The organism is Luteibacter sp. (genome assembly GCF_009912395.1).
Classification (GTDB): Bacteria; Pseudomonadota; Gammaproteobacteria; order Xanthomonadales; family Rhodanobacteraceae; genus Luteibacter.
This window is the reverse complement of sequence record NZ_WNDO01000033.1, coordinates 26510-44874: the sequence shown is the minus strand read 5'-3', so window position 1 is coordinate 44874 and position 18365 is coordinate 26510. Positions and strand designations below refer to the sequence as shown.

Here is an 18365-nt window from a genome sequence, read left to right as displayed (position 1 = left end):
CGCGGAGGTGCCGGCCAGCAGATCAGCGGATCAGCAGCTCCTCCGGCTGCTTGCCGGCAGCCAGTGCCTCGGTGAACCAGGCTGGTCTCTTGCCCATGCCGGACCATGTGCGCCCAGCTCCATCGGTGTACTTGGGCGGTCGCGCGGGCTTGACCTTGGACTTCGCCGCAGGCACGGCTGCCGGCTCCCGCCTTTTGCGACGGCTGGTCGGCGCGTCGTCGAAGAGGTCTTGGGGGGTGATGCTGTAGTAGGAGATCGCCTCCTTGATGCGTGCCACGACTCCAGCCTTCTCCTTGTTGCGGAGACCATCTGCTTGCTTCTGTAGTTGTGCGATCTGCTTCAGCAGCGTCTGCAACGTCTTTGCCATCCACTATCTCCAGGATCGTCTGTGTGCCGGCATCAGCGCCGGGGTGCCGCGCAAAGATATCAAAGAAAAGCCCTGGTCCAGGTGGACGCAGGGCTTGGGTGGTGTGGGGTATCAGGAGGGGCCGCAGCTCTCGCCGAAAGCCCCCAGTGGCAATTGCCAGTCATCAACCAGGATCGGTTCCAGGTACTCGGTCGCCATCGCGGCGGCCACATCTTCGGGACGAACTGCGTAGGGCACGCCGATCGCCGCCTGCTGGTCCACGCTGAGCGAGCGGTGGATCGTGACACCGAACTCGCGCTCGTAGTCGCCGATCACACGAAATCCACTCGGGTCGATCAGCTTGATGGTTGCCCACTGCGCTGGCGAACCGAAGATGCACTTCATGCAGCTCGTGCGGCCCCAACCCAGCCTGTATGCGGGGTGCGGTGCCACCCTCCAGCGCTTGAGCATGTCCCATACCTCGCCGGTCTTCATGGCGTGGACAGGGCGGAGGTGATCGACCCAGCGGGCGACACGCCTGCCGTCTCGGTTGTCCGCACGATGCGCCTCGAAGACGTTGTAGCGGGCACGCGAAGGACTCTCCTCCGCTCGCTCGCCGGTCACGACGCAGGTCTTGCCGAGGCGGAACTTCGGGTCGTTGGTGATGTAGGCATCGCCAACGCCGATCTTGGCGTAGGCACTGCACCACCGGACCCGCAGGTCAGCAGACACCTGGGGGAACTTGCGCCGAGTGTTCTTCGGGCCAGCACCACCAACCGACACATGCGTCTGACCAGGTGCGGAGCCCGGCCAGGACACCGGCACCCATGACGGCGCGGTCGGTGCGTCTTGCCGAAGCATCTCGCGCTCGATCCCGCCCTCACGCCACGACATCGAGATGTCCAGTCCGAAAGCCCGTGCGAATGCCTCGCAGTAGGATTTCGTCACCGGCCAGTCCATGAGCGTGGAACCTTCGTTCCCGTCCACGAGGTGATGGTGCAGCTCGATGCGGTCCCGAGGCACGCCCTGCTCCAGCAAGCTGAGCACGCACGCGATGCTGTCCTTGCCACCGCTGAAAAACACGAGGTACCGGTCGTAGTCGTCCAGGCGGGGCAGCAAGTGCTCCTGAATGGACGGCACGTAGGCCCCCTCCTCTTCCGACACAGCCAGCATCGCCGGCACGATCTCCGTTCGATCCATTTCCTTGTCCTCCAAGACTTGCCGCCCTCCGGGATGGAGAGCCGTCGCTTTGCAACGAGGGCCATCCGTTGCGCAGCCAAAGAAAAAGCCCCGGTCCAGGTCGGACGCAGGGCTTGGGGTGGGAGGATCAGGCGACGGTCGAATCCGTCACCAGGTCAGCGCAGGATCACCGACACACGCACGAGGCGCAGCCGGTGCGTCTTGACGCCGCTGCTCGATGAGATCGCGCAGGTCCACACCGTCGAGCAAAATCAGCTCGGTGGGAGTGAACAGCGACTGCGTGGAGCGAATGACTTCGCACTCCGCAATCTGCGCCAGGGCGATCAGGTCCCCGAACGACAGGCGTCGGTTGCTGGCACCAGTGGCATAGCGCACCGTCCCTTTGACCGGTCCGGCATGCCACGGCGACATCGACACGGTGAAGCCGGCCAGCACGCCTTGGGCGTCAACCACGGAAGCGCCCTCGACCCGGTAGCGGAACTCGCGCAGAAGCCGTTCAGCTTCTCCACGCCCGACACGCTTGACCCGCTCTCGCTTCACGAGGTACAGGTCGCAAGCGCTGGACAGCTCCATCGCGGCGAACCCCTCCTCGCACATCTTCGGGTGGACGCCCAGTGCGATGAGGTGGGTGCCGCTCTCCCGAACGATCCACAGGTAGCTCGCATCGGTCGAGTGGTTCCGCTCGATGAACCGGCGGTCGTGCTCGTAGAAGTCCTGCCGGTAGTGCTTCAAGTACGGATAGGCCGGACTCTCGATCACGCCACGCATCGCCTCGAAGGTCTGCTTAGCCGACATGCTTCACCTCCTTGCCAGCCACAGCCTTGCGATCAGGCTGTTGCCGCACTTGTGCGAGATGCCGGGCCTGCACCACGAGCTTGTCTGCACGTTCACGCCAGCCACCAGGTCGCGAGAACTCGTGAGGCCCGATGCCGCCTGGGGCGCACGCGGGCTCCAGCAAGGCCAGCATCAGCAGCAGAACTTCGTTCTGACGCTCCAGCAGGCTTGCGGCCAACTCCATGCTGAGCTGAGTGGTCTCGATCTGTTCCTCGACGCTCGAATCACCGAAGTCCTTCGCGTCGTACCAGATGTCGGCCACCGCTCCTTCCCGCAGTTCGCGAGCCAAGCTCTCGACGACAGGCCCGTGGATCACCTGGCTGCCGTCCGAGCTGCCATACCAACCTTCCAGCAGCACGACACCATCAGCTCGCGTCAGCGACACGATCCGGTCGGCATCGGGCAGGTCCCACTGCGGATCGAACGCAGCGCCTCCGTCCATCAGCTCTCCCGAGCTGAACTTCTCCTTCGCAAGGCGCAGCGCGTCTTGATCGTCAGCCGCTTCGATCGCGACCGTCTTGTAGCCGGGGAAGTCCCGCGCCACCAATGCCTCGTACTTCATCATCATCTCCAGGTGTGCCGCTCTCCAGGGTGGAGAGCCGTCGCTTTGCAACGAGGGCCATCCGTTGCGCGGCCAAAGAAAAACCTCGGTCCAGGCTGGACGCGGGGTAGTGGGTTGGGCTCAGGGCCTCGGGGTCAGATGCAGAACGCAGACGCGACTTGAGCGTTCTTCCTTGCAGCTCGCTGAACAAGACGCAGGTACGGGTCCTCCCATTCGTTGAACCGCCAGCCAGTTGCCGCGATCGCCTTCACGCCATCGGCGAAGTCAGTGAGCGCAGCTTCCACGGCATCCGGCTGGTAGTCCTCACGGAACACCCGCTCAGCGTCCTTGAAGAAGCCGGCCTCCAGGTGTTCGCCTGGCGTGGCGCTGTAGAGGGTCTGGCCGGCTGCATTCCCCTGCTTGGACGTGTAGACGTTCACCAGCAAGTTCTTGCAGTCCACCACGTACAGCCACTCCAGGTCGGACTGATCGCCCAGGTGCAGCAGGCGCGGCGCACCCGTGTAGAGCTTCTCCACCTGCGCCGCGAGGGCGTAGTTGCTCATCATGTTGGCGATGATGGCGTGAGCCATCGGCTCCACAGCGATATGGCGTACTTGTTCCCGTCTCCAGCTCAGACTGGTTTGCACCAGCCGCTCCATCATCTCGATGGAGCGAGCAATCGCGGGAAGGCAGTCACCGGGGTTGCCATCGTTGTGACGATAGAGCCTGACAGAGCCCGAGTAGGCCCCGGCCTGGTCAGGGAGCGTGTCGGTGTTGCCGACGACCTGAATGACGCTTCTGGTTCCCATAGATGTCCTCCTAAGAAAAAGGGATGAGCCCTTGCGGGCGATCGAAGTGCGGAAGGCACATCCGTTGCCACGTCGTGCAGGCTGGCGGTGTCCGAAGGGCATGCGCAGGTCGGCGGCTTCCTACGGTGCGATGAGCGAACGCCGGCAGATTTCGAGAACGATTTCTCGGACAGTTACCCCAACACGGGCAAACCGTTAATAAGCCTCGGCAAAGCGCCGATCTAAGGGGTTGCAGAACCCCTTCAGAAAGACAATGCCCTCATGGTTCCGATGCGCAGCTCCCGTCTTCTCCTCGCCTTCCCAGTGCTGGTTGGCGTGGTGGCTGCCATCGACACCATCGCGGGCCTCGTCTCTTCGGGCGCTGAGCAGCAACAGGCGGCGTCAGCCTGGTTGACCGGCCTGCTGCTGCTGGCCTACGCCTGGATCGCGCCGTGGCTGCACGAGTTCCTGGCCGTGCCGTCCACGACCGGCCACGCTGAGACCCGCAAGCTCCTGGCCGTCGCCCTGAAACGGGATGCCGCCGCTGCTGGCATCAGCACGCCGAAGCTCGTGTTCGTCGAGCACGCCAGCCCGGTCGCCTTCGGCATCGGCATGCCTGGCGCAGCCACCGTCTTCGTGACCACCGGCATGTGCAAGGCGGTGGACGCCCGCACCCTGGACTTCGTGATTGCCCACGAGGTATCCCACATCAGTCTGAAGCACAGCCTCTTCCAGGCGATCGTCTTCGCTGGCCTGTACCTCGGGAAGGCCCTGCTCGGCTTGCCGCCGCTGCTGGCCCCCTTCATCCTGCTCGGCTACCTGGCCTTCATGCGCCAGTGCGAGTTCGCAGCCGACTGCGGAGCCAGCCGGCTGACCAACTGCTCGACCACCCGCCACGGGCTCGCCGCCCTGGCGCGGATGGTGAAGGAAGTGAAGCGCCCCAGCGTCCTGGTGGACCTGCTGAGCACGCATCCGAGCTTCCACCGCCGCATCGCTGCCACCTCTCCCGAGGCCCAGCTCGCGAAGGCGTAGACGCCCGCCTCGCCCTATTCCCAGGTCTCGATCAAGCGCTCACCGGACGGCGATCCGCCGGCGGCTCGAATCTCACGCATGGCCGCCAGCAGCTCCTGCGACGGGACGTGGATGAGAAGTCGCGCAGCCAACCCACGCACGGCGGCACAGATGCAGCAGACCAGGCCGAACACCAGCGCCGAGGGGAACTGCGCCACCAGGCCGAGAACGACCAGGACTGCGGCACCGGCAGCGCCGCCCCCAAGAGCAGCCAGGGCGACTCGTGTGCCCCGCCATGCAATCAGCTCGGCCTGGCTGCACTCCGACTCTGGCTTGTAGACGGATTTCGACATCATCTCTCCTCGACCGATTTAGGCTGCGCGGCCAGCCGACGCGATGTCACCACCGCGCCCAGCCTCTGCCGCGTACTGCGCGACCGCCGAACGCTGACCATCATCCAGCCGCCACCACAGATGGCCTGCATGCACCTTGCCGAGTCCCTCGGGCAGGTAGGCGCGATTGCAGAGGGCCAGGGCCACCATGATGGCCTCCGTCGTCGAGCAACGAACCTGGGCAGGCCCTGCCGCGTCGGCTTCGTGAATCTTCGCGAGATGCCGCTGGGCGGCGGACGATGGGGTCTCCGGCTCTAAGCCGGCGAGGTTGATGCTGTGCATGTTCGTTTTGGCCCTCAGTCTGTCTCTTAGAGCGCGGCATCCAACGCGGCGATCACCTTCGCCGTATCCCCCGGTCGCGATACGAAGGCCACGGAGTCCAGCAGATCGCGAGCTTGACGCAACGCCTGCGCTGCGCGAGCAGCACCGGTCTCAGCAACATCACGGCCCTCGACAGCCTCGGGCACCGCCAGTGGATCGTAGCCCAGCGCAGCGATGCGGCTGCGTGACTTCCATTCGTCGGCCATCTCGGGCAGATCAGGGTGTGCCTGGGCGTAGTCGTACAGACGCAAAGCGTCCATGCTGCTGCGGAGCCCAAACGACAGGTTCTCGTGCTGCCAGCCGAGCCAGTCAGCAACGGCGGCAAGTTGTTCGCGTGCATTCATCTCTTGCTTCCTCCAGCCTCGTCAGTTCGTGGCCTTAGCGAGGCGCTCGCGCAGGCCGGCGACGGGGACACCATGCTCAAGAGCGACGGCACGCAGTTCCTTGGCATCAGCCTGGGCATCGAGCCATTCGGCGACCTTTGCGGCCACCGCGCTCTGTTCGCCGCCGTCGTGCTCGTCGTCATAGGCGCGCAGCCACTCGGCAGCGAACCGCAGATCGTCGGGGGCAGGTGCAATCATGTGTGAGCACGAACAACGAAGTTGGGCCGTGCCCGCACCACGGAGACGTATTCGGCGGGCGTCTTTCTGGCACGGAAGAAGTCGTAGGCTTCGTCGATGCTGTAGCCGTTCTCGTCGCCATCCCCGTCGAGATCGCCGCCGACCAGTACCTCGGCTTGGCGATACCAGAGCGACCAGTCGCGATCGGTCTGATTGCCGACAAGGAGCTGATGCTCAAGCTCTGCAAACTCCATGTGCGAACTGTCCATGTTCGGCTTCCGATTCCTTAGTCAACCGAGCGACCCAGCCAGCGCAGCACGCACGGGTCCATCAGCGCCTTCGGCTTCAAGCACCTTCGTGAGCGCCGCATGCGTGTTCACTGCCTTCACGATGTGGTCGGCGAACCCGGGGTGCACGTCGTTCAATTCCGCCAGGAACGGCTGGCTGGTCCAGCCGGCGTCAGAGACTTCGAGTCGGCCGCTTACCGTGCCGTTGGGGTTGTCGTGAGCCTTCACGAACTTGATGTTGATGGTCATGGTCTCTTCCCTAGGAGCCTCGCGCCGCATCAATGCGCCCGAGAGACGCGCCGGAACCCCTTCGAGGCCGCCGCAACGAAGAGGGTCACTGCCAGCACCACGCACCAGACCGGCGTCGCAACTCCGAGGAGATGCGCCTGGGAGAACACTTCCACGATGGAGGCGAACGGGCGGGAGTCGTTCGGGACGCTGTTGAGCCACGTCAAGATCGCGAGCCCGCCAGCACTCAGCGCCGCGAACAGAGCCGGCAGGTGGAACACCTCAGCGAGGCTGACGAGGACCTTGCCGATGACAAGACCGACAACGATGTACGGGAAGAACACGACGACCAGCAGGAACAAGAAGAGGTCGATGAGCAGCGACATAGGAAATCCTTCGAGGTTGAGGAGATGAAGCAAATTGCTTTGTTGACGCTTCAATTTTTGGTGTACTTGTACACCATGTCAAGCGGTCTTTTTCACCTTTGCAAACTGCCGTTCTGCGTGCGCCAACATCTCGTCGCTCAGCGCACGGAACCGGGATGAATCCGGCCTCGACAGGAACGACTTCCAGGCCGACTCACTATAGGGTCTCGCGCCCAGGCCCCTGTTGAACACAGTCAGCGCTACCGGCTGGGTGAGACCGGACGCCTGGATCAACTCGCGTAGACGCTCGTTGTTGGTCTTTTCTTTGGTGCTCATGTACACCATCTTAAAGGTCAGACAGGACTCTCGTGACTCTGTCTAGGCTATTTAGCCCAGGTGAAGAAGGTGAGCCAATCCACGAAGCACCCTCATCAACGCCTGACCCACAAGACCCAAGAGATTCCCGTCTGCCCACCATGCCTGTGCTTCGTACCGGCGCTCTTCTTGGAGTGGCGGCTTGTCCGGCAGCACCCGGTTGATCTCTTCGATCGGCACTGGCCCGTACCGTCCTTCGCGCATGTTCATGCGGTCCTCCTGATTACTCGATCAATTTGGCATCAAGAGCCACCCGACGCAGCCCAGGACCGAGAGAACCCCGGTGATTGCCCAAGATGCCTTCTTACGGGCTGCGATCACGCTTGCGGACAGGAGGGCGAACAGAAACGGCCAGCCTACGAAAATCCCGAAGGGCGCATGCGCTGCCGACATCGCATCAGCAATCGTCACAAACAAACCCACGGCGGCCCAAGCCAAGAACGTGTGCCCCAGAATCATTCGATTGTTGGAATCTTGGTCCATTTCATCTTTCCTCTAGTCACGAGCGGTGGCCTAACTCGGCCATCCAGTCGTCGATCATCTGCGCCACGTAGTCAAGCTGGGTGGGATCGCCGTTGCGCCCCTTCTCCAGCCGCTCCTTCATTTCGCGCAGAAACGCTAGATCGCGTTCGTCCTTGGTCTGCTTTGGCATTGCTGGTTCCTTGGGCAATCACTCAGGCATTTCGTCGTCGTAGTCCCACCCGCAGTGCTTGCAGGGGCCATCACCATCTTCGCCCAGGCCATCTTGCCCGCAACGGTGACAGGTCGCCGCGTTCGGGAACGCACCACAAGGGTCGAACATCTGCTCGCCCGACCCACCCCGGAAACCATGCATCTCCGTGAAGCTGGAGCCGCCCCACCCACCGCAAGCTGCGCAATGCCGGGACCAAGCCCTGCGCCAAGCCTGAGCAGCAGCCTCGACCTGCTCGGCTCTGCGCCGCTCTTCGACCAAATCAAGGCCGCAGTCGTCTGGGAACACGGCGTCCGTCTCGATCGCATGGCTCATTTTGAAATGCCCTGCACTTGATCGTCTTCCAGCTTGATGGCGCTCCGCTGCATCTTGCGGACCTCGACGGCGAGCTGGTGACTGGTTCCTTCTGTGTAGGTCGGCCACGGCACGATGGGCGTACCGGTAAAGCGCCCCATCACGGCGATGCCGTCGAGAGGACACCGGTAGGTCGCAACGTCACTTGCCATGCCTCTGACGACCAGCATGTCTGACTGGCACTGGATGTCGCGGACTGCTCCCTCCTGTCGGAATATCCCCCAGTTGAGCATGCCGGCGTCTTCACGCGACGGCATGAAGAAGAGCACCTGGTCGGCCACAACGAAGACCATGTAGAGGCCGATCATGATCCCCGAGGCGTTCGCGCCGATCGCGAAGAACCCCGCGTTCGCGTTCAGGCGCTGTCGATGTAGGCGCAGCCCGAAGACGAGGACGGCCAGCAGCCCACCTGCGCCCAGAAACCAGAGCGGCACGTAGTCCCCTCGCGGAGACACCGGTTTGCCCTGGGAGAAGGCGGCCACGGTGACGAACTCCAGTAGCAGCGGAAAGCTGACCAACGCTGCGGCGGCCATCATGCCGAACACCGTGAGCATGCCCTCCGATCGCTTCACCGCGCCCTCGCGAATGAACCCTAGCGTGCGGAAGCACTGCACCGCGACCACCCATTGCAGGATCACCAGACTCAAGAGGAAGACCATCAGGCTGCCCTCCCCATGATCCGATCCGCAAAGCGTCCCAGCATCGCGACGAGGATCACGGTACCGGCCAGTGATCGCACGCGCTCCAGAGCCCGCTCGGACAGGCCGAGTCGCCCCAGTTGGGCGTTGAGCAGGTTGATCCGAAGTTGCTTCATCAGCAGCGCGAGCACGCCAACGGCGACCGTCACAACAGGGAGCCATTCCAGCGCGACATCGACCAGCGAACGAAACGGCAAGTCGCCCACGTCCTTGCGCAACGACGCACTCAACAAGCTCCCGGCCAACACCATCAAGATCGCGAGAACGACCATCCGCTGCTCTTTGGCAAGAACAACGCGGGCACCGATGTACCTGCGGACTTGCAGGAACTGGTCTTCGCTGAGACCGAGCCCTTGCAAGACCTCCGGCGTCTCGACCTCTTCATGCCTGCTCATGCTCACGGCGCTCCTTCCTGATTCGTTGCAGTGCGGACTTGAAGCTGGCGAGCGTCATCGTGAATCCATTCTCGTGCAGCTTCGCCAGCACAGCCTCGCGCCTCACCCCGGCTTTCAGGGCGGCTTCGACCTCATCCATGACATCCCGCAACCGCGCCGTGTCCGACCTGGCGGTTGCGTCTTCCGTCAGGGCTCGAAGCGCACCTGTCAGTTCACTCTCTTGTTTCGTCATCTGAACCTCAATCGCTGCTGGAACTGCTGGAGTCGGACGAGCTGCTGCCACTGTCACATGACGAGCTGCTGTCGCTCGAAGACCAAGACGGTGATGAGTCGTAGGAAGGCCCAGCATCCGATCGACTGCACTCGAAGGACCGAGCCGGCTCATAGGTGTCTGCTCCACCAGCAGAACTAGACGCATCAAAGAGCGATGACGCCGGCTCCGATGAGAACCTTCGGCCCACCCATTCGCTGCTGTCACTCGGGGACGGCGACGGCGCATCGTGATGCCGCTCGCCCGATCGCCAGGCTGACCACGGGCTGAGCGGGCTCAACGGGCTCAGCGGGTTGACCAGGTTCGTCAGATTGAAGGGATTCAACAGGTCAAGCGGGCCTGCGGTCGCCGTCTGCACAGGACTCACCGGGGCAGCCGCAGCAACACCGGCAGTTGCTTGTCGCCATTCAGGTGCGCGCACCGAGGGTGCCTGCCCTTGCGTAGCATTGACCGGAGTGGCCGCCAGTTGCGACAACTCGGCAGCAATGTCAAGCGTCTTCCCAGTGGGCGTCTTCATGTAGCGGTTGAACTCCTGCCGGATGAATTCAAGGCGCTTGCGCTGATCGCGATCCAGAGGCGTCCCACCGTGCGCGCGCTCCAACATTGGCATCAACTCAGACTGCATCCTCTTGATGGTCGAGAGAGCGTCCTGCACATAGTTTGGTCGGAACATGCCGTCGCCGGCATTGGCCTGTGGCAACGCTATGAACTCCCAATAGAGACGCAACGCATCGGCCCGCTCCACAGTCTCGATCACGGCACGCACGTCGAGCTTCACCTGACGAGAGTCGCGGCGCTTGCGGAGAGAACGCACAGCGAACCAGGACACTCCACCGACCGCACCGATAGTGAGTCCCAAAGGAAGCAGATGGCCGATCAACCATGACCATGCCATCGCGAAAAAGCCTGGCCCGCTGTCCTTCGGTCCGTCAGGAGCTTGCACGCCCATCGCGCCAAGGAACGTCCGCATCACCGCAAAACCACCGATCACGACGAACAGCGGTACACCGAGCTTGATGAGGGCGTCCGCCAGGTCGTCGCCGCCCGTGAAGACCTTGATGCCCACAAGCAGAATCCCTATGACAGCCATGATAGGAAGCATGGTCCCCATCAGCGCGAGGAGGTTGCTTGCCAGGGTGTCGAAGGCTGGCTCCATCGGACCGGCCGCCGCCGCAAGCGGCAACACGGCGAGCAGAGCTGCCCACTTAGCCCGCATGCTTCTTCTCCCCAACGCCCAGAGGAATCTGGACAGGTTGGCTATCGCCGACCGGCATGAGGCCGAGAGCTTGCAGCTTCTCCGAGATGGCATCCTTGCGCGAGTAGTCTTGCCGGCGCTTGTTGACATCGAGCGCTGCCTTGTCCTGCGCCATGTCCGCCAAGGCAGCGGCCTTGGCCTCTTGGCGGTCCACCCTGCGCTCCAGCTCGTCGAAATCGACGCCGGGCTTCTCGCCAACATTGCCGAGGTAACGGGCCGCCCGAGATTCAGCCTTGGCGACCTTGCTACGAGCATCCAGCACGCTGGTCTTGTGCTGCATTTCGAGCTTCTTCTGCCGAAGGTCCGAAAGACGTGCCTTCAACTGCTCCAGCATCGGTGCGAGCCGCGTCACGTTCGCCTTGTACGAGGAAGCGAGTTCCTCAGCTTGCACCTGCTGCTGCACCGCTTCCACCGCCGACGTGCGATCGCCGGAGTCAGCAGCGGTCTTCGCCACGCGGCCCCATTTGGAGGCCGCCTCGGTCGCCTTCTCGTGCTCGTGCTGCATCAGCCGCAGCTCGGCAGACACATCGGTGACACTCTCCTCCGCCTCCCGAATCTGGCCGTCCAGCTCTCGGATCGCCTGTCTGGCAGTACGACCCGCATCGCTCAAGTTGTCCACGGTGTCGTGCAGGAAGCCGCTGAGCTGAACCCACACCTTGCGCAAGAAACCAAACATCGCTTTGTCCTCCAAGTAGCCGCCACACACCATCGGTTGCGGATTGCATTCAGTATGCATCCGAAATGCATCCGTCGCAAGTCTGTTTTGCATCCTTTTTGCATCCCACAAAAGAGAAGCCCCGGTCCAGGTTGGACGCAGGGCTTGTGGGTGGAATCAGAATGCGCTTTGGACTGCCTCGAAGAACGAGGTAGCCAGACTCTCCCGAGTCAGCGCACGCGCTACGGTGTAGCCATCAGCCTGAAGCAGTCGCTGGAACTTGTACCCCTGCGCTCCGATGAAGAGCACAGCGAACTCGATTCCAAGCCTGCGGACTTCGTTCATCACGGCGACCGTTGCGGGCTCGTCGTGAGGCTCGCCATCGGTCACGAGGACCACGAGCTGCCTGGCCTCTTGTCGAAGCACCAGCTCGTCGGCGATTCTCATCACCGCGCAGTCCGTTGCCGTTCCGCCCAGCGAGTCCGTCAGCGCCAGTTTCCTAGCAACGGGCCACCGTGCGTCGAACGACTTCAGCGCCAGGTGGCGAGAGCCGAAGCAGGCCATCGCGAAGGGCACGTCGTGCTTGTCGAGGACCTGCGCAGCCGCGTAAGCGACAGCAGCAGCAGCCACGACCCGCGTCTCGTCGAGGGGAATGTCGCCAGCAACCCTGCCAGAGCCGGCGAAGTTGTTGAGCATCGAAGCCGAGCAGTCGATGAGGAAGTGGACCGAGGTGTCAACCTCTGTTCCCTCCTCCACCGTCCGGAAGACATCGAGTTTCCCCAGCGAGAGCCTCGGGGCTCGACGAGCCTCAAGACGCCGGCCTGCTCGCTTGTGCAGCACGAACGAATCCGTGCGAGCTTCGAGCAGCGACTCCAGCTTGGTGCCGAGCTTGACCTCGATCCCCCTGGACATCGCGACGGCGGCCTGGTTGTAGAGCCTGTAGCGGAACGCATCGGACTCTGCCTGCTGTGGTGCAGCAAGCGGATACCCGGCATCTGGACCTCCGGCGGCGTTCGACATCTGCCGGCGACCACAATTGAGGCCCGCGTGGCTCGCATCGTCAGCGCTCTTGCCTGCTTTGCCTTGCCCGTTGAGCGCGGCGAGCAGTCGATCGCCCATGTCGCCGCTGGCGAGCTGGTCAGCCGATGCGCCCAGGATTTGCCGGATGGCATCTCCCTTGCGCTGCGCGTCGTCGGAACCAGAAGAGCCGTGCGTCTGACCTTGTGGGCCACCAGCACCTCCACCAGCACCTGCACCCGCGCCAGTTGCCGTACCACCAGGCTTCCGTGCGCTCGATTCATCACCAGGTGATCCAGCCGAAGGTTGCGACCCGTTGCCCGGTGACGATCCGTCCTGACCAGGCTGGCTTCCGTCTGCGCTGGGCGCACCAGGTTGCCCCGATCCGCCAGCCTCGCCGGAACTGCCTTGGCCGGACCCCGACGTGGATTGGCCTTCGCTCCCTTGCCCAGCTTGTGCTGCGCTCGGTTGCGGAGACTCCGGAGGCATCGCTTGCCGAAGCAGCGCGACGATCTCCTTCGCCAGAGCCAACGCCTGCGAGGTACTGCTCACACGATCCACTTTGCAGGCGGTTTCCCAGATGCGCCGCACAAGGTCCTCACCGAGAACGCCGGCGAGCATCTTCCGATACTGCCTTGCGAAGCGATCGAGGACCTCGGACCGATACAGCCGCGCGAGCAGACCGTTGATGAGGAAGTTCGTCATCATGGTCGGCGGCGGCTCCTGCGATCCAGCGCTGGGACCGCGATACCAGCCCAGGCGAATCATCACGTCCATCGAGCGACGGATGTTGCGTGCGCAGCCAGGGTAAATCTTCCCCTGCTCGCGCTCACCCCACACGTCTTCGATCAGGTTGGTCAGCGAGGCCACGAGTGGCTCCAGCTTGCCCAAGGCCACCTCGAAGTCGGTGAACCGGCAGTGCATCGCTTCGTGGTCCAGCAGCCCCTCGATCAGGATCGCGTGATCGTCGGTGCCGAGGTTCGACACGACGGGCAGCGTGATCTTCTTGCCATCGGTGGAAGCCGTGTCCGCAAACGGACTGAATTCCACCTCCACACCGTGTCGTCGGCCAATGATGCGGGCCAACAGCGCCAGGGCGCGAGTCTCTTTCATGGGTTGTCCTCCAGATGGGTTGTGCCTCAGTGAGGCGATTCGGTTTGCACCTGGGGCATCCGTTGCGAGGGCGACCACTGGAGAACATGACACCGCATCACATCATGTCATGTGATTTCATATCATTTTGCGGACGTGAAAAAAAACCCCAGAACGATGTTCCGGGGTTTGTTGGGGGTGGTAGGTCAGATGATGTTCATCGCCTTGAGCACGGCGATGGTCGCAGGGACAGCAATCCCGATCGCGGTCAACGCAGTGCCGACAACCCAGCGAACACGCGAACGACGAAGCTCGCCATCAGCCTGGGATTCACGACGAAGCTGGGCAATGGCGTCGATCTTTGTGCCAAGGCCAGCGGTCGCGCCGTCGAGCTTCGCAGACAGCGAGGTCTGCATCGACTCCATCCGCTCGAACAGGGGTTTCACGGCGGCGTTCACTCGGTTGTCAATGTGTGTGTTCATAGCGTCTACCAGTTTGGTGGCGACTTCATCGGGAATATTAGCCGCGACGAGTGCCTTGTACAGCTCCAGTTGCATGGTTCACCTCTTCTGTCTTTCTAGTTATTCAGGGACCCACTCAGGATGAGTGGCTTCGACTTGCGAGCAGGACATCTGTTGCGCGGCGGCCTAAACAGAAAAACCCCGAAACGCGTGGCGGATCGGGGTTTGTGGGGTGACTGGCACAACGTGCCTCAAGCCAGGGTCTGACAAGCAGGCCGAGGCAAACGCATCACTGCGGGTCGAGCTGGCTCGCGTGCATCTTGACGATGGACGTGAAGTGCGTGGCCGCGCTAAGGGCAGCCTTCGCCTGGAAACCGTAATAGGCAACCAGGGCAACCAAGCCGAGAACGATGAGTCGCTTCATGGGGGAGTCCTCCAGTACAGGAAATGCCCGAAGAGGGCGGTCGATTTGCCTGGAGGGCATCCGTTGCGCGGAGAGCGATTGCGCATTAGCTTAGAACTCGGTTTTATTTACTGTTGCGTGACAGCTTGACACGCCCACACGGCTCCGGTAAAAGCTCAACCGTCCGCAGTGCCGAATTGCGGAACCAGAGACGCCTCCGAAGGAGGAGAGACGAAATCCGGCACCCCGACTGGTGCGCCGGTTGACGCCGCCGAAGGGCGGTAGTACGGAGAGATGGCATGTTGCACAAAGAGGAAACAAGCGGAAATCACCGCAAATGGGGGGCCTCGACACAGCAGGTGATCGAAGCCATTCAGAACAACTGCACCACGCTGCGGGAGATCGCCAACTACACGGGGATTCCCTACCGCAGCGTGAACGGCTTCATCGCGAGCCTGGAGAACCAGGAGCGCGTGAGAGCCGAGGACTACGGCGTCAAGCGCCGGCACCAGCAGTTCTTCCTGATGACGGAGGAGGAGAAGAGCGGCGAGCGCCGCAGCCGCAAGGCCGCGACCAGCACCACGCGCCCTCCCCTTCCGGCGGACGCGATCGCCGTGCGCAGCACGCCGCGCACGGTGAAGCACGCTGTGATGCAGCTCCAGTCGGTGTTCGGCATCGCAATGCCGCCGCCGGGGGCACGGACCTACGAGACGCGCGTCCACCGCGCGTACTGACCCTCACATCCTGACCATGAACCCTCTTCCGTTTCACTTCAGCCAGGCCGCATTCCTCGCGCACCACGGTGTACCCCGTTGCTCGAAGACGGCCCTGTCGCTCTGGCTGGTGATCCTGGAAGAGGGCTACTGCACATCGCGGCTCGACTGGGCCACTGTGAGACGCATCGCCAGGCGCTACAGCCTCGACGACATCGAGCTAACTTCTGCCGTGAGCGAACTGCTCCAGCAACAGGTCTGCCGGCTCGACACCTCCGGCTCGATAACCCCTATCGAGGCCGGATACCTGCTCCCGGACTTTTGGGTCAGAATCCGCACCCTCAACTCATGAGCACTCGCGTCTACACCAGCCGGTTCCAGCCGTACTACGCCGCCATCACCTTGGGCGGCGCGATCGCAGCGACCACCCTCCTCGAACTGCCGCAATGGGCCGATCGCACGATCTGGATCGCGGCCCTGGTTCTGGCTTCGCTGCTTTGACATGATTTCATGTCACATCATGTGGCATGCAATGAGTGAACATCATGTCGGCTGACTCCGCTCAGCTCTACCACCTCCAGTGCGACGGCTGGCTGCACACAGCGCTGTTCTCCAAGGATCGCGTCTCGGCGATCGCAGCAGAGAGCAACCTGCGTCGGGCCTTGCGCGATCACGAGGGCGTCGATGCCGCGCTGATCGCGATCGGCGAATCTCCCTGCCTGGTGCAATCCCAACTCCCCCGACTCTGGCTCGCACGCCAGGCCGCCATCGCCTCGCGCCGAGCGGCGGGGCACGCCGCGAGCTGACCAAGTTATACGCGCTCGCGCTGCGTATCATCTCGGGCACGGGCTGGGTCGAAGCCTGCTGCCTACCTTGGCACACCCGAAGGGACGACCTCCACACTTCCACACGCATCTGAATTCCATCCTTGCGGAGTTCTGGCAGGTAGGCACCAGGTTCATTCGCGAGAAGGACTTCAATGCACCACATCCACACCTCGCCCGAGGCCGTCTCCAAGCTCAAGAAGGCGGCCAAGCTGCTCGCTCGGGGCGACACCCTCCTCCAGCACGCCGAAGCGCTCGATCGCGTCGCCAAAGAGGCCGGCTATCTCCACTGGAAGCACGTCACGACGTGCGCCGAGACGACATCGGCAGCCCAGGCCACCAGCTCGCCCCTGGCGAAGGTGACGGCTGCTGAATGCACCGACCCACGGTTCGGCAAACCCAAGGACCAGGAGCTGATCCTGATCGTTGGCCCTTCAGGCTACGGCAAGACCTTTCGCGCGATCGACTACGCCTTGAACGCGCTCAGGCAAGGCAAGCCGGTCCACGTTCTCGACATCGGGCGCAGCTACTGGCACCTGTGTCGGACCGTGGGCGGCACGTACAGCACGTTCGCGCGTGACGGAAGCCGCTCCGATGAGCGCCACGGCAACACCCCGCTGGTCGTATTCGAGCTGGAGGACCTGGTTGGCCAACCGGAGGACGCCCGCACGAGCGTGCCGGTGAATGAGATCGCCCCCACGGCTCTTCTGGTGGTGGATGAACTCTGGCAGATGCCTCGTGTGCTGGGCGCACCAGACGCCCCGAAGCACCTGGTCGAGGCTCACTTGGCGACAGGTGGTTCTGCTGTGCTTCTGAGCATGGACCGCATCCTGCCCAACGGCCCCAAGCCCCACCTCGACATCGAGTCAGGCTCCGCCGTCCGCCGGAGCCTCGTCCAGCTCGATCGCATCTGACGCCGGAGCCGATGATGCGAACGACCGACCGGCTGGTGCGAGGCATCCGCACGATTCGCCTCGACGACGCCCTCAACGCGCTGACGGCAACGGCCTTGCAGCGAGCTGCTGCCGCCGCCTCCAAGGTGGAAGACCCGGATGCCGTGGACGGCCCGACCAGCATCCGGATGAACCGGCTCACGCTGACCTTCTACGACACCCTGGCGTCCGAGCTGGGGGTGTCGCGCAATGCCATCCTCAAGATGCTGCTGAAGCACCTGGTGCAGTCCACAACGTCCCCAGAAGAAAAACCCCAGGCTCAATGAGCGCTGGGGTTTGGGGTGGGTCAATCAGGCACGCATGGCATACGAGCTGAGGTTCTTCAGCTCGTCCAGCGCCTCTCGTTCAGCCTCCGGGATGATCTCCTGGTAGAGCGACTCGACGCGCGGGTCCATGCGGTCCACATGCGGCACGGCGTCAATGCCCCACAGAGACACTTCAGCCAGCACACGACTTCCACGCTTGGCCGAGACGACCAGGCCGTAGATGAACCAGGTCTCGCCGTAGGACGCGGCACGGTTCATGTCGTCGATCACAGCTCGACGGGCGAGGCTGCGGGCGTCGCTCAGCGGGCAACCAGCTCGGACCAGCTCGCTGACGCGGCTCGACTCGCTGGAGGCCGGGTAGAAGAAGCGCCCGTCACCAACCGGCACCGCGTCCTCACGGAAAGCGTCGCCGAAGGTGCCAAGGTAGGCCCCGACCGTCTGACGATCAACGACCAGCTCGCCGATGAAGCTGAAGCCACGTTGCTCGGTGACGCGCCGGTACAGCACACCGCCCGAGCCGACCCATTTCCATTCGGAGACCGGGAACCACGAACGGTCCAGGGCGCGGACGCCGGCGACGATCGCCTTCAGCAGCCAGCGAATCACGGCTCCGAAGAGACCGATCTCCTGACGCACAACGGTAAAACGCTCTTGCATGATGTCCTCCAGGTTGAAGATGCTCCCGAGGGGAGCGGTCGATTTGCCTGAAGAACATCCGTTGCGGCAGATTCTGGGCAATGCCACATGACATAATGTCATGTCACATTACCTCACATGGTAGGAGTTCGGATGAGCACACTCGCCACCCTTCCCGAGCGAATCCGGCAGGCCGAGCAGCAGGCGGCTCACGGCTGCGGCCAGTCCGATGTCCGCTACGAGTCACGAGTCCAGGCGGCGTACAGCTCCATCCTGGCGCAAACGCCCGAGGCCGACCGGCCCGCTGCCGAGGCCGCCCTCCGAGCGCGAGGCTTCGATCCGGAGTTCACCCCCTACGAGGCCGGTCCGGATGAGTGCAGCCTGACCGGCATCGACGTGAACTGCTGCCCGTGCGGTCGCCACCCCTGAAAGG

The 18365-nt window shown here is 63.1% G+C and carries 33 protein-coding genes; 8 read left to right on the top strand and 25 right to left on the bottom strand.

Translation table 11 applies throughout. The features are described from left to right. Positions 1-22: 22 nt before the first annotated feature. From GAK28_RS21950 to GAK28_RS21930, 5 genes are all read right to left on the bottom strand, one after another. The gene (locus tag GAK28_RS21950) at positions 23-367 is read right to left on the bottom strand and encodes an H-NS histone family protein (RefSeq protein WP_291784429.1); all 345 of its coding nucleotides are present in this window, start codon (positions 365-367) and stop codon (positions 23-25) included. 111 nt (positions 368-478) lie between these two features. Then, a complete protein-coding gene (locus GAK28_RS21945; protein WP_291784428.1) occupies positions 479-1561 on the bottom strand; it encodes a phosphoadenosine phosphosulfate reductase family protein in 1083 nt (360 codons plus the stop codon). A 132-nt stretch (positions 1562-1693) separates the two neighbouring features. Beyond that, positions 1694-2341, bottom strand: a complete 648-nt coding sequence (locus GAK28_RS21940; RefSeq protein ID WP_291784427.1) for a hypothetical protein — start codon at positions 2339-2341, stop codon at positions 1694-1696. Next, positions 2331-2942: a hypothetical protein gene (locus GAK28_RS21935; RefSeq protein ID WP_291784426.1), complete on the bottom strand. Its 612-nt coding sequence runs from the start codon at positions 2940-2942 to the stop codon at positions 2331-2333. Before GAK28_RS21935 ends, GAK28_RS21940 begins: the two co-directional genes overlap by 11 nt. A 134-nt stretch (positions 2943-3076) precedes the next feature. Further along, complete coding sequence (locus GAK28_RS21930; RefSeq protein WP_291784425.1) at positions 3077-3730, bottom strand: hypothetical protein; 654 nt, start codon at positions 3728-3730, stop codon at positions 3077-3079. Between the two features lie 270 nt (positions 3731-4000). Here GAK28_RS21930 and GAK28_RS21925 point away from each other — a divergent pair, with 270 nt between their 5' ends. Further along, entirely contained in the window at positions 4001-4741 is a 741-nt protein-coding gene (locus GAK28_RS21925; RefSeq protein WP_291784424.1) for a M48 family metalloprotease, read from the top strand. A 14-nt stretch (positions 4742-4755) separates the two neighbouring features. Here GAK28_RS21925 and GAK28_RS21920 read toward each other — a convergent pair whose 3' ends face one another. The 19 genes from GAK28_RS21920 to GAK28_RS21830 form a co-directional block, all read right to left on the bottom strand. Further along, positions 4756-5073, bottom strand: a complete 318-nt coding sequence (locus tag GAK28_RS21920) for a hypothetical protein (RefSeq protein ID WP_291784423.1) — start codon at positions 5071-5073, stop codon at positions 4756-4758. A gap of 18 nt (positions 5074-5091) precedes the next feature. Next, positions 5092-5394 carry a hypothetical protein gene (locus GAK28_RS21915; RefSeq protein ID WP_291784422.1) on the bottom strand — a complete coding sequence of 101 codons (303 nt, stop codon included), beginning with the start codon at positions 5392-5394 and terminating at the stop codon, positions 5092-5094. A gap of 26 nt (positions 5395-5420) precedes the next feature. After that, complete coding sequence (locus tag GAK28_RS21910) at positions 5421-5777, bottom strand: hypothetical protein (protein ID WP_291784421.1); 357 nt, start codon at positions 5775-5777, stop codon at positions 5421-5423. A 21-nt stretch (positions 5778-5798) separates the two neighbouring features. Then, on the bottom strand, positions 5799-6014 hold the full coding sequence (locus GAK28_RS21905) for a hypothetical protein (RefSeq protein ID WP_291784420.1): 216 nt from the start codon (positions 6012-6014) through the stop codon (positions 5799-5801). Continuing rightward, complete coding sequence (locus tag GAK28_RS21900; protein ID WP_291784419.1) at positions 6011-6262, bottom strand: hypothetical protein; 252 nt, start codon at positions 6260-6262, stop codon at positions 6011-6013. Before GAK28_RS21900 ends, GAK28_RS21905 begins: the two co-directional genes overlap by 4 nt. Positions 6263-6283: 21 nt before the next feature. After that, complete coding sequence (locus GAK28_RS21895) at positions 6284-6529, bottom strand: hypothetical protein (protein WP_291784418.1); 246 nt, start codon at positions 6527-6529, stop codon at positions 6284-6286. 29 nt (positions 6530-6558) lie between these two features. Further along, positions 6559-6894: a hypothetical protein gene (locus GAK28_RS21890; RefSeq protein ID WP_291784417.1), complete on the bottom strand. Its 336-nt coding sequence runs from the start codon at positions 6892-6894 to the stop codon at positions 6559-6561. Between the two features lie 78 nt (positions 6895-6972). Beyond that, positions 6973-7209, bottom strand: a complete 237-nt coding sequence (locus GAK28_RS21885; RefSeq protein WP_291784411.1) for a hypothetical protein — start codon at positions 7207-7209, stop codon at positions 6973-6975. Between the two features lie 51 nt (positions 7210-7260). Further along, positions 7261-7458: a hypothetical protein gene (locus tag GAK28_RS21880; protein ID WP_291784409.1), complete on the bottom strand. Its 198-nt coding sequence runs from the start codon at positions 7456-7458 to the stop codon at positions 7261-7263. A gap of 21 nt (positions 7459-7479) precedes the next feature. Further along, positions 7480-7731 carry a hypothetical protein gene (locus GAK28_RS21875; protein ID WP_291784407.1) on the bottom strand — a complete coding sequence of 84 codons (252 nt, stop codon included), beginning with the start codon at positions 7729-7731 and terminating at the stop codon, positions 7480-7482. Between the two features lie 16 nt (positions 7732-7747). Continuing rightward, positions 7748-7900, bottom strand: a complete 153-nt coding sequence (locus GAK28_RS21870) for a hypothetical protein (protein ID WP_291784406.1) — start codon at positions 7898-7900, stop codon at positions 7748-7750. A 350-nt stretch (positions 7901-8250) separates the two neighbouring features. Next, positions 8251-8952 (bottom strand): hypothetical protein, encoded by a 702-nt coding sequence (locus GAK28_RS21865; protein WP_291784404.1) that lies wholly within the window; start codon positions 8950-8952, stop codon positions 8251-8253. Continuing rightward, entirely contained in the window at positions 8952-9386 is a 435-nt protein-coding gene (locus GAK28_RS21860) for a hypothetical protein (RefSeq protein WP_291784403.1), read from the bottom strand. Before GAK28_RS21860 ends, GAK28_RS21865 begins: the two co-directional genes overlap by 1 nt. Further along, positions 9373-9618: a hypothetical protein gene (locus tag GAK28_RS21855; RefSeq protein WP_291784402.1), complete on the bottom strand. Its 246-nt coding sequence runs from the start codon at positions 9616-9618 to the stop codon at positions 9373-9375. Before GAK28_RS21855 ends, GAK28_RS21860 begins: the two co-directional genes overlap by 14 nt. Before the next feature lie 7 nt (positions 9619-9625). After that, positions 9626-10873 carry a hypothetical protein gene (locus GAK28_RS21850; protein WP_291784400.1) on the bottom strand — a complete coding sequence of 416 codons (1248 nt, stop codon included), beginning with the start codon at positions 10871-10873 and terminating at the stop codon, positions 9626-9628. Next, positions 10863-11648, bottom strand: a complete 786-nt coding sequence (locus GAK28_RS21845; protein ID WP_291784398.1) for a PspA/IM30 family protein — start codon at positions 11646-11648, stop codon at positions 10863-10865. Before GAK28_RS21845 ends, GAK28_RS21850 begins: the two co-directional genes overlap by 11 nt. Before the next feature lie 96 nt (positions 11649-11744). Then, on the bottom strand, positions 11745-13697 hold the full coding sequence (locus GAK28_RS21840) for a hypothetical protein (protein ID WP_291784396.1): 1953 nt from the start codon (positions 13695-13697) through the stop codon (positions 11745-11747). A gap of 185 nt (positions 13698-13882) precedes the next feature. Then, positions 13883-14233, bottom strand: coding sequence for a hypothetical protein (locus tag GAK28_RS21835; RefSeq protein WP_291784394.1), 351 nt, complete (start codon positions 14231-14233; stop codon positions 13883-13885). A 193-nt stretch (positions 14234-14426) separates the two neighbouring features. Then, positions 14427-14561, bottom strand: coding sequence for a hypothetical protein (locus GAK28_RS21830; protein WP_291784392.1), 135 nt, complete (start codon positions 14559-14561; stop codon positions 14427-14429). A 278-nt stretch (positions 14562-14839) separates the two neighbouring features. On the opposite strand from GAK28_RS21830, the gene GAK28_RS21825 reads away from it, so the two are divergent. From GAK28_RS21825 to GAK28_RS21800, 6 genes are all read left to right on the top strand, one after another. Then, positions 14840-15274: a hypothetical protein gene (locus tag GAK28_RS21825; protein WP_291784390.1), complete on the top strand. Its 435-nt coding sequence runs from the start codon at positions 14840-14842 to the stop codon at positions 15272-15274. 16 nt (positions 15275-15290) lie between these two features. Further along, entirely contained in the window at positions 15291-15605 is a 315-nt protein-coding gene (locus GAK28_RS21820) for a hypothetical protein (RefSeq protein ID WP_291784388.1), read from the top strand. Further along, complete coding sequence (locus GAK28_RS21815) at positions 15602-15754, top strand: hypothetical protein (protein ID WP_291784386.1); 153 nt, start codon at positions 15602-15604, stop codon at positions 15752-15754. Before GAK28_RS21820 ends, GAK28_RS21815 begins: the two co-directional genes overlap by 4 nt. A gap of 44 nt (positions 15755-15798) precedes the next feature. Beyond that, positions 15799-16059, top strand: a complete 261-nt coding sequence (locus tag GAK28_RS21810; RefSeq protein ID WP_291784385.1) for a hypothetical protein — start codon at positions 15799-15801, stop codon at positions 16057-16059. Between the two features lie 173 nt (positions 16060-16232). Beyond that, on the top strand, positions 16233-16991 hold the full coding sequence (locus tag GAK28_RS21805) for a hypothetical protein (protein WP_291784382.1): 759 nt from the start codon (positions 16233-16235) through the stop codon (positions 16989-16991). A gap of 14 nt (positions 16992-17005) precedes the next feature. Continuing rightward, a complete protein-coding gene (locus GAK28_RS21800; RefSeq protein WP_291784381.1) occupies positions 17006-17296 on the top strand; it encodes a hypothetical protein in 291 nt (96 codons plus the stop codon). A gap of 24 nt (positions 17297-17320) precedes the next feature. On the opposite strand, the gene GAK28_RS21795 is transcribed toward GAK28_RS21800, so the two are convergent. Beyond that, positions 17321-17953, bottom strand: coding sequence for a hypothetical protein (locus tag GAK28_RS21795; RefSeq protein WP_291784379.1), 633 nt, complete (start codon positions 17951-17953; stop codon positions 17321-17323). 132 nt (positions 17954-18085) lie between these two features. Between GAK28_RS21795 and GAK28_RS21790 the strand changes: the two genes are divergently transcribed. Continuing rightward, positions 18086-18361: a hypothetical protein gene (locus GAK28_RS21790; RefSeq protein WP_291784378.1), complete on the top strand. Its 276-nt coding sequence runs from the start codon at positions 18086-18088 to the stop codon at positions 18359-18361. Positions 18362-18365: the final 4 nt, after the last annotated feature.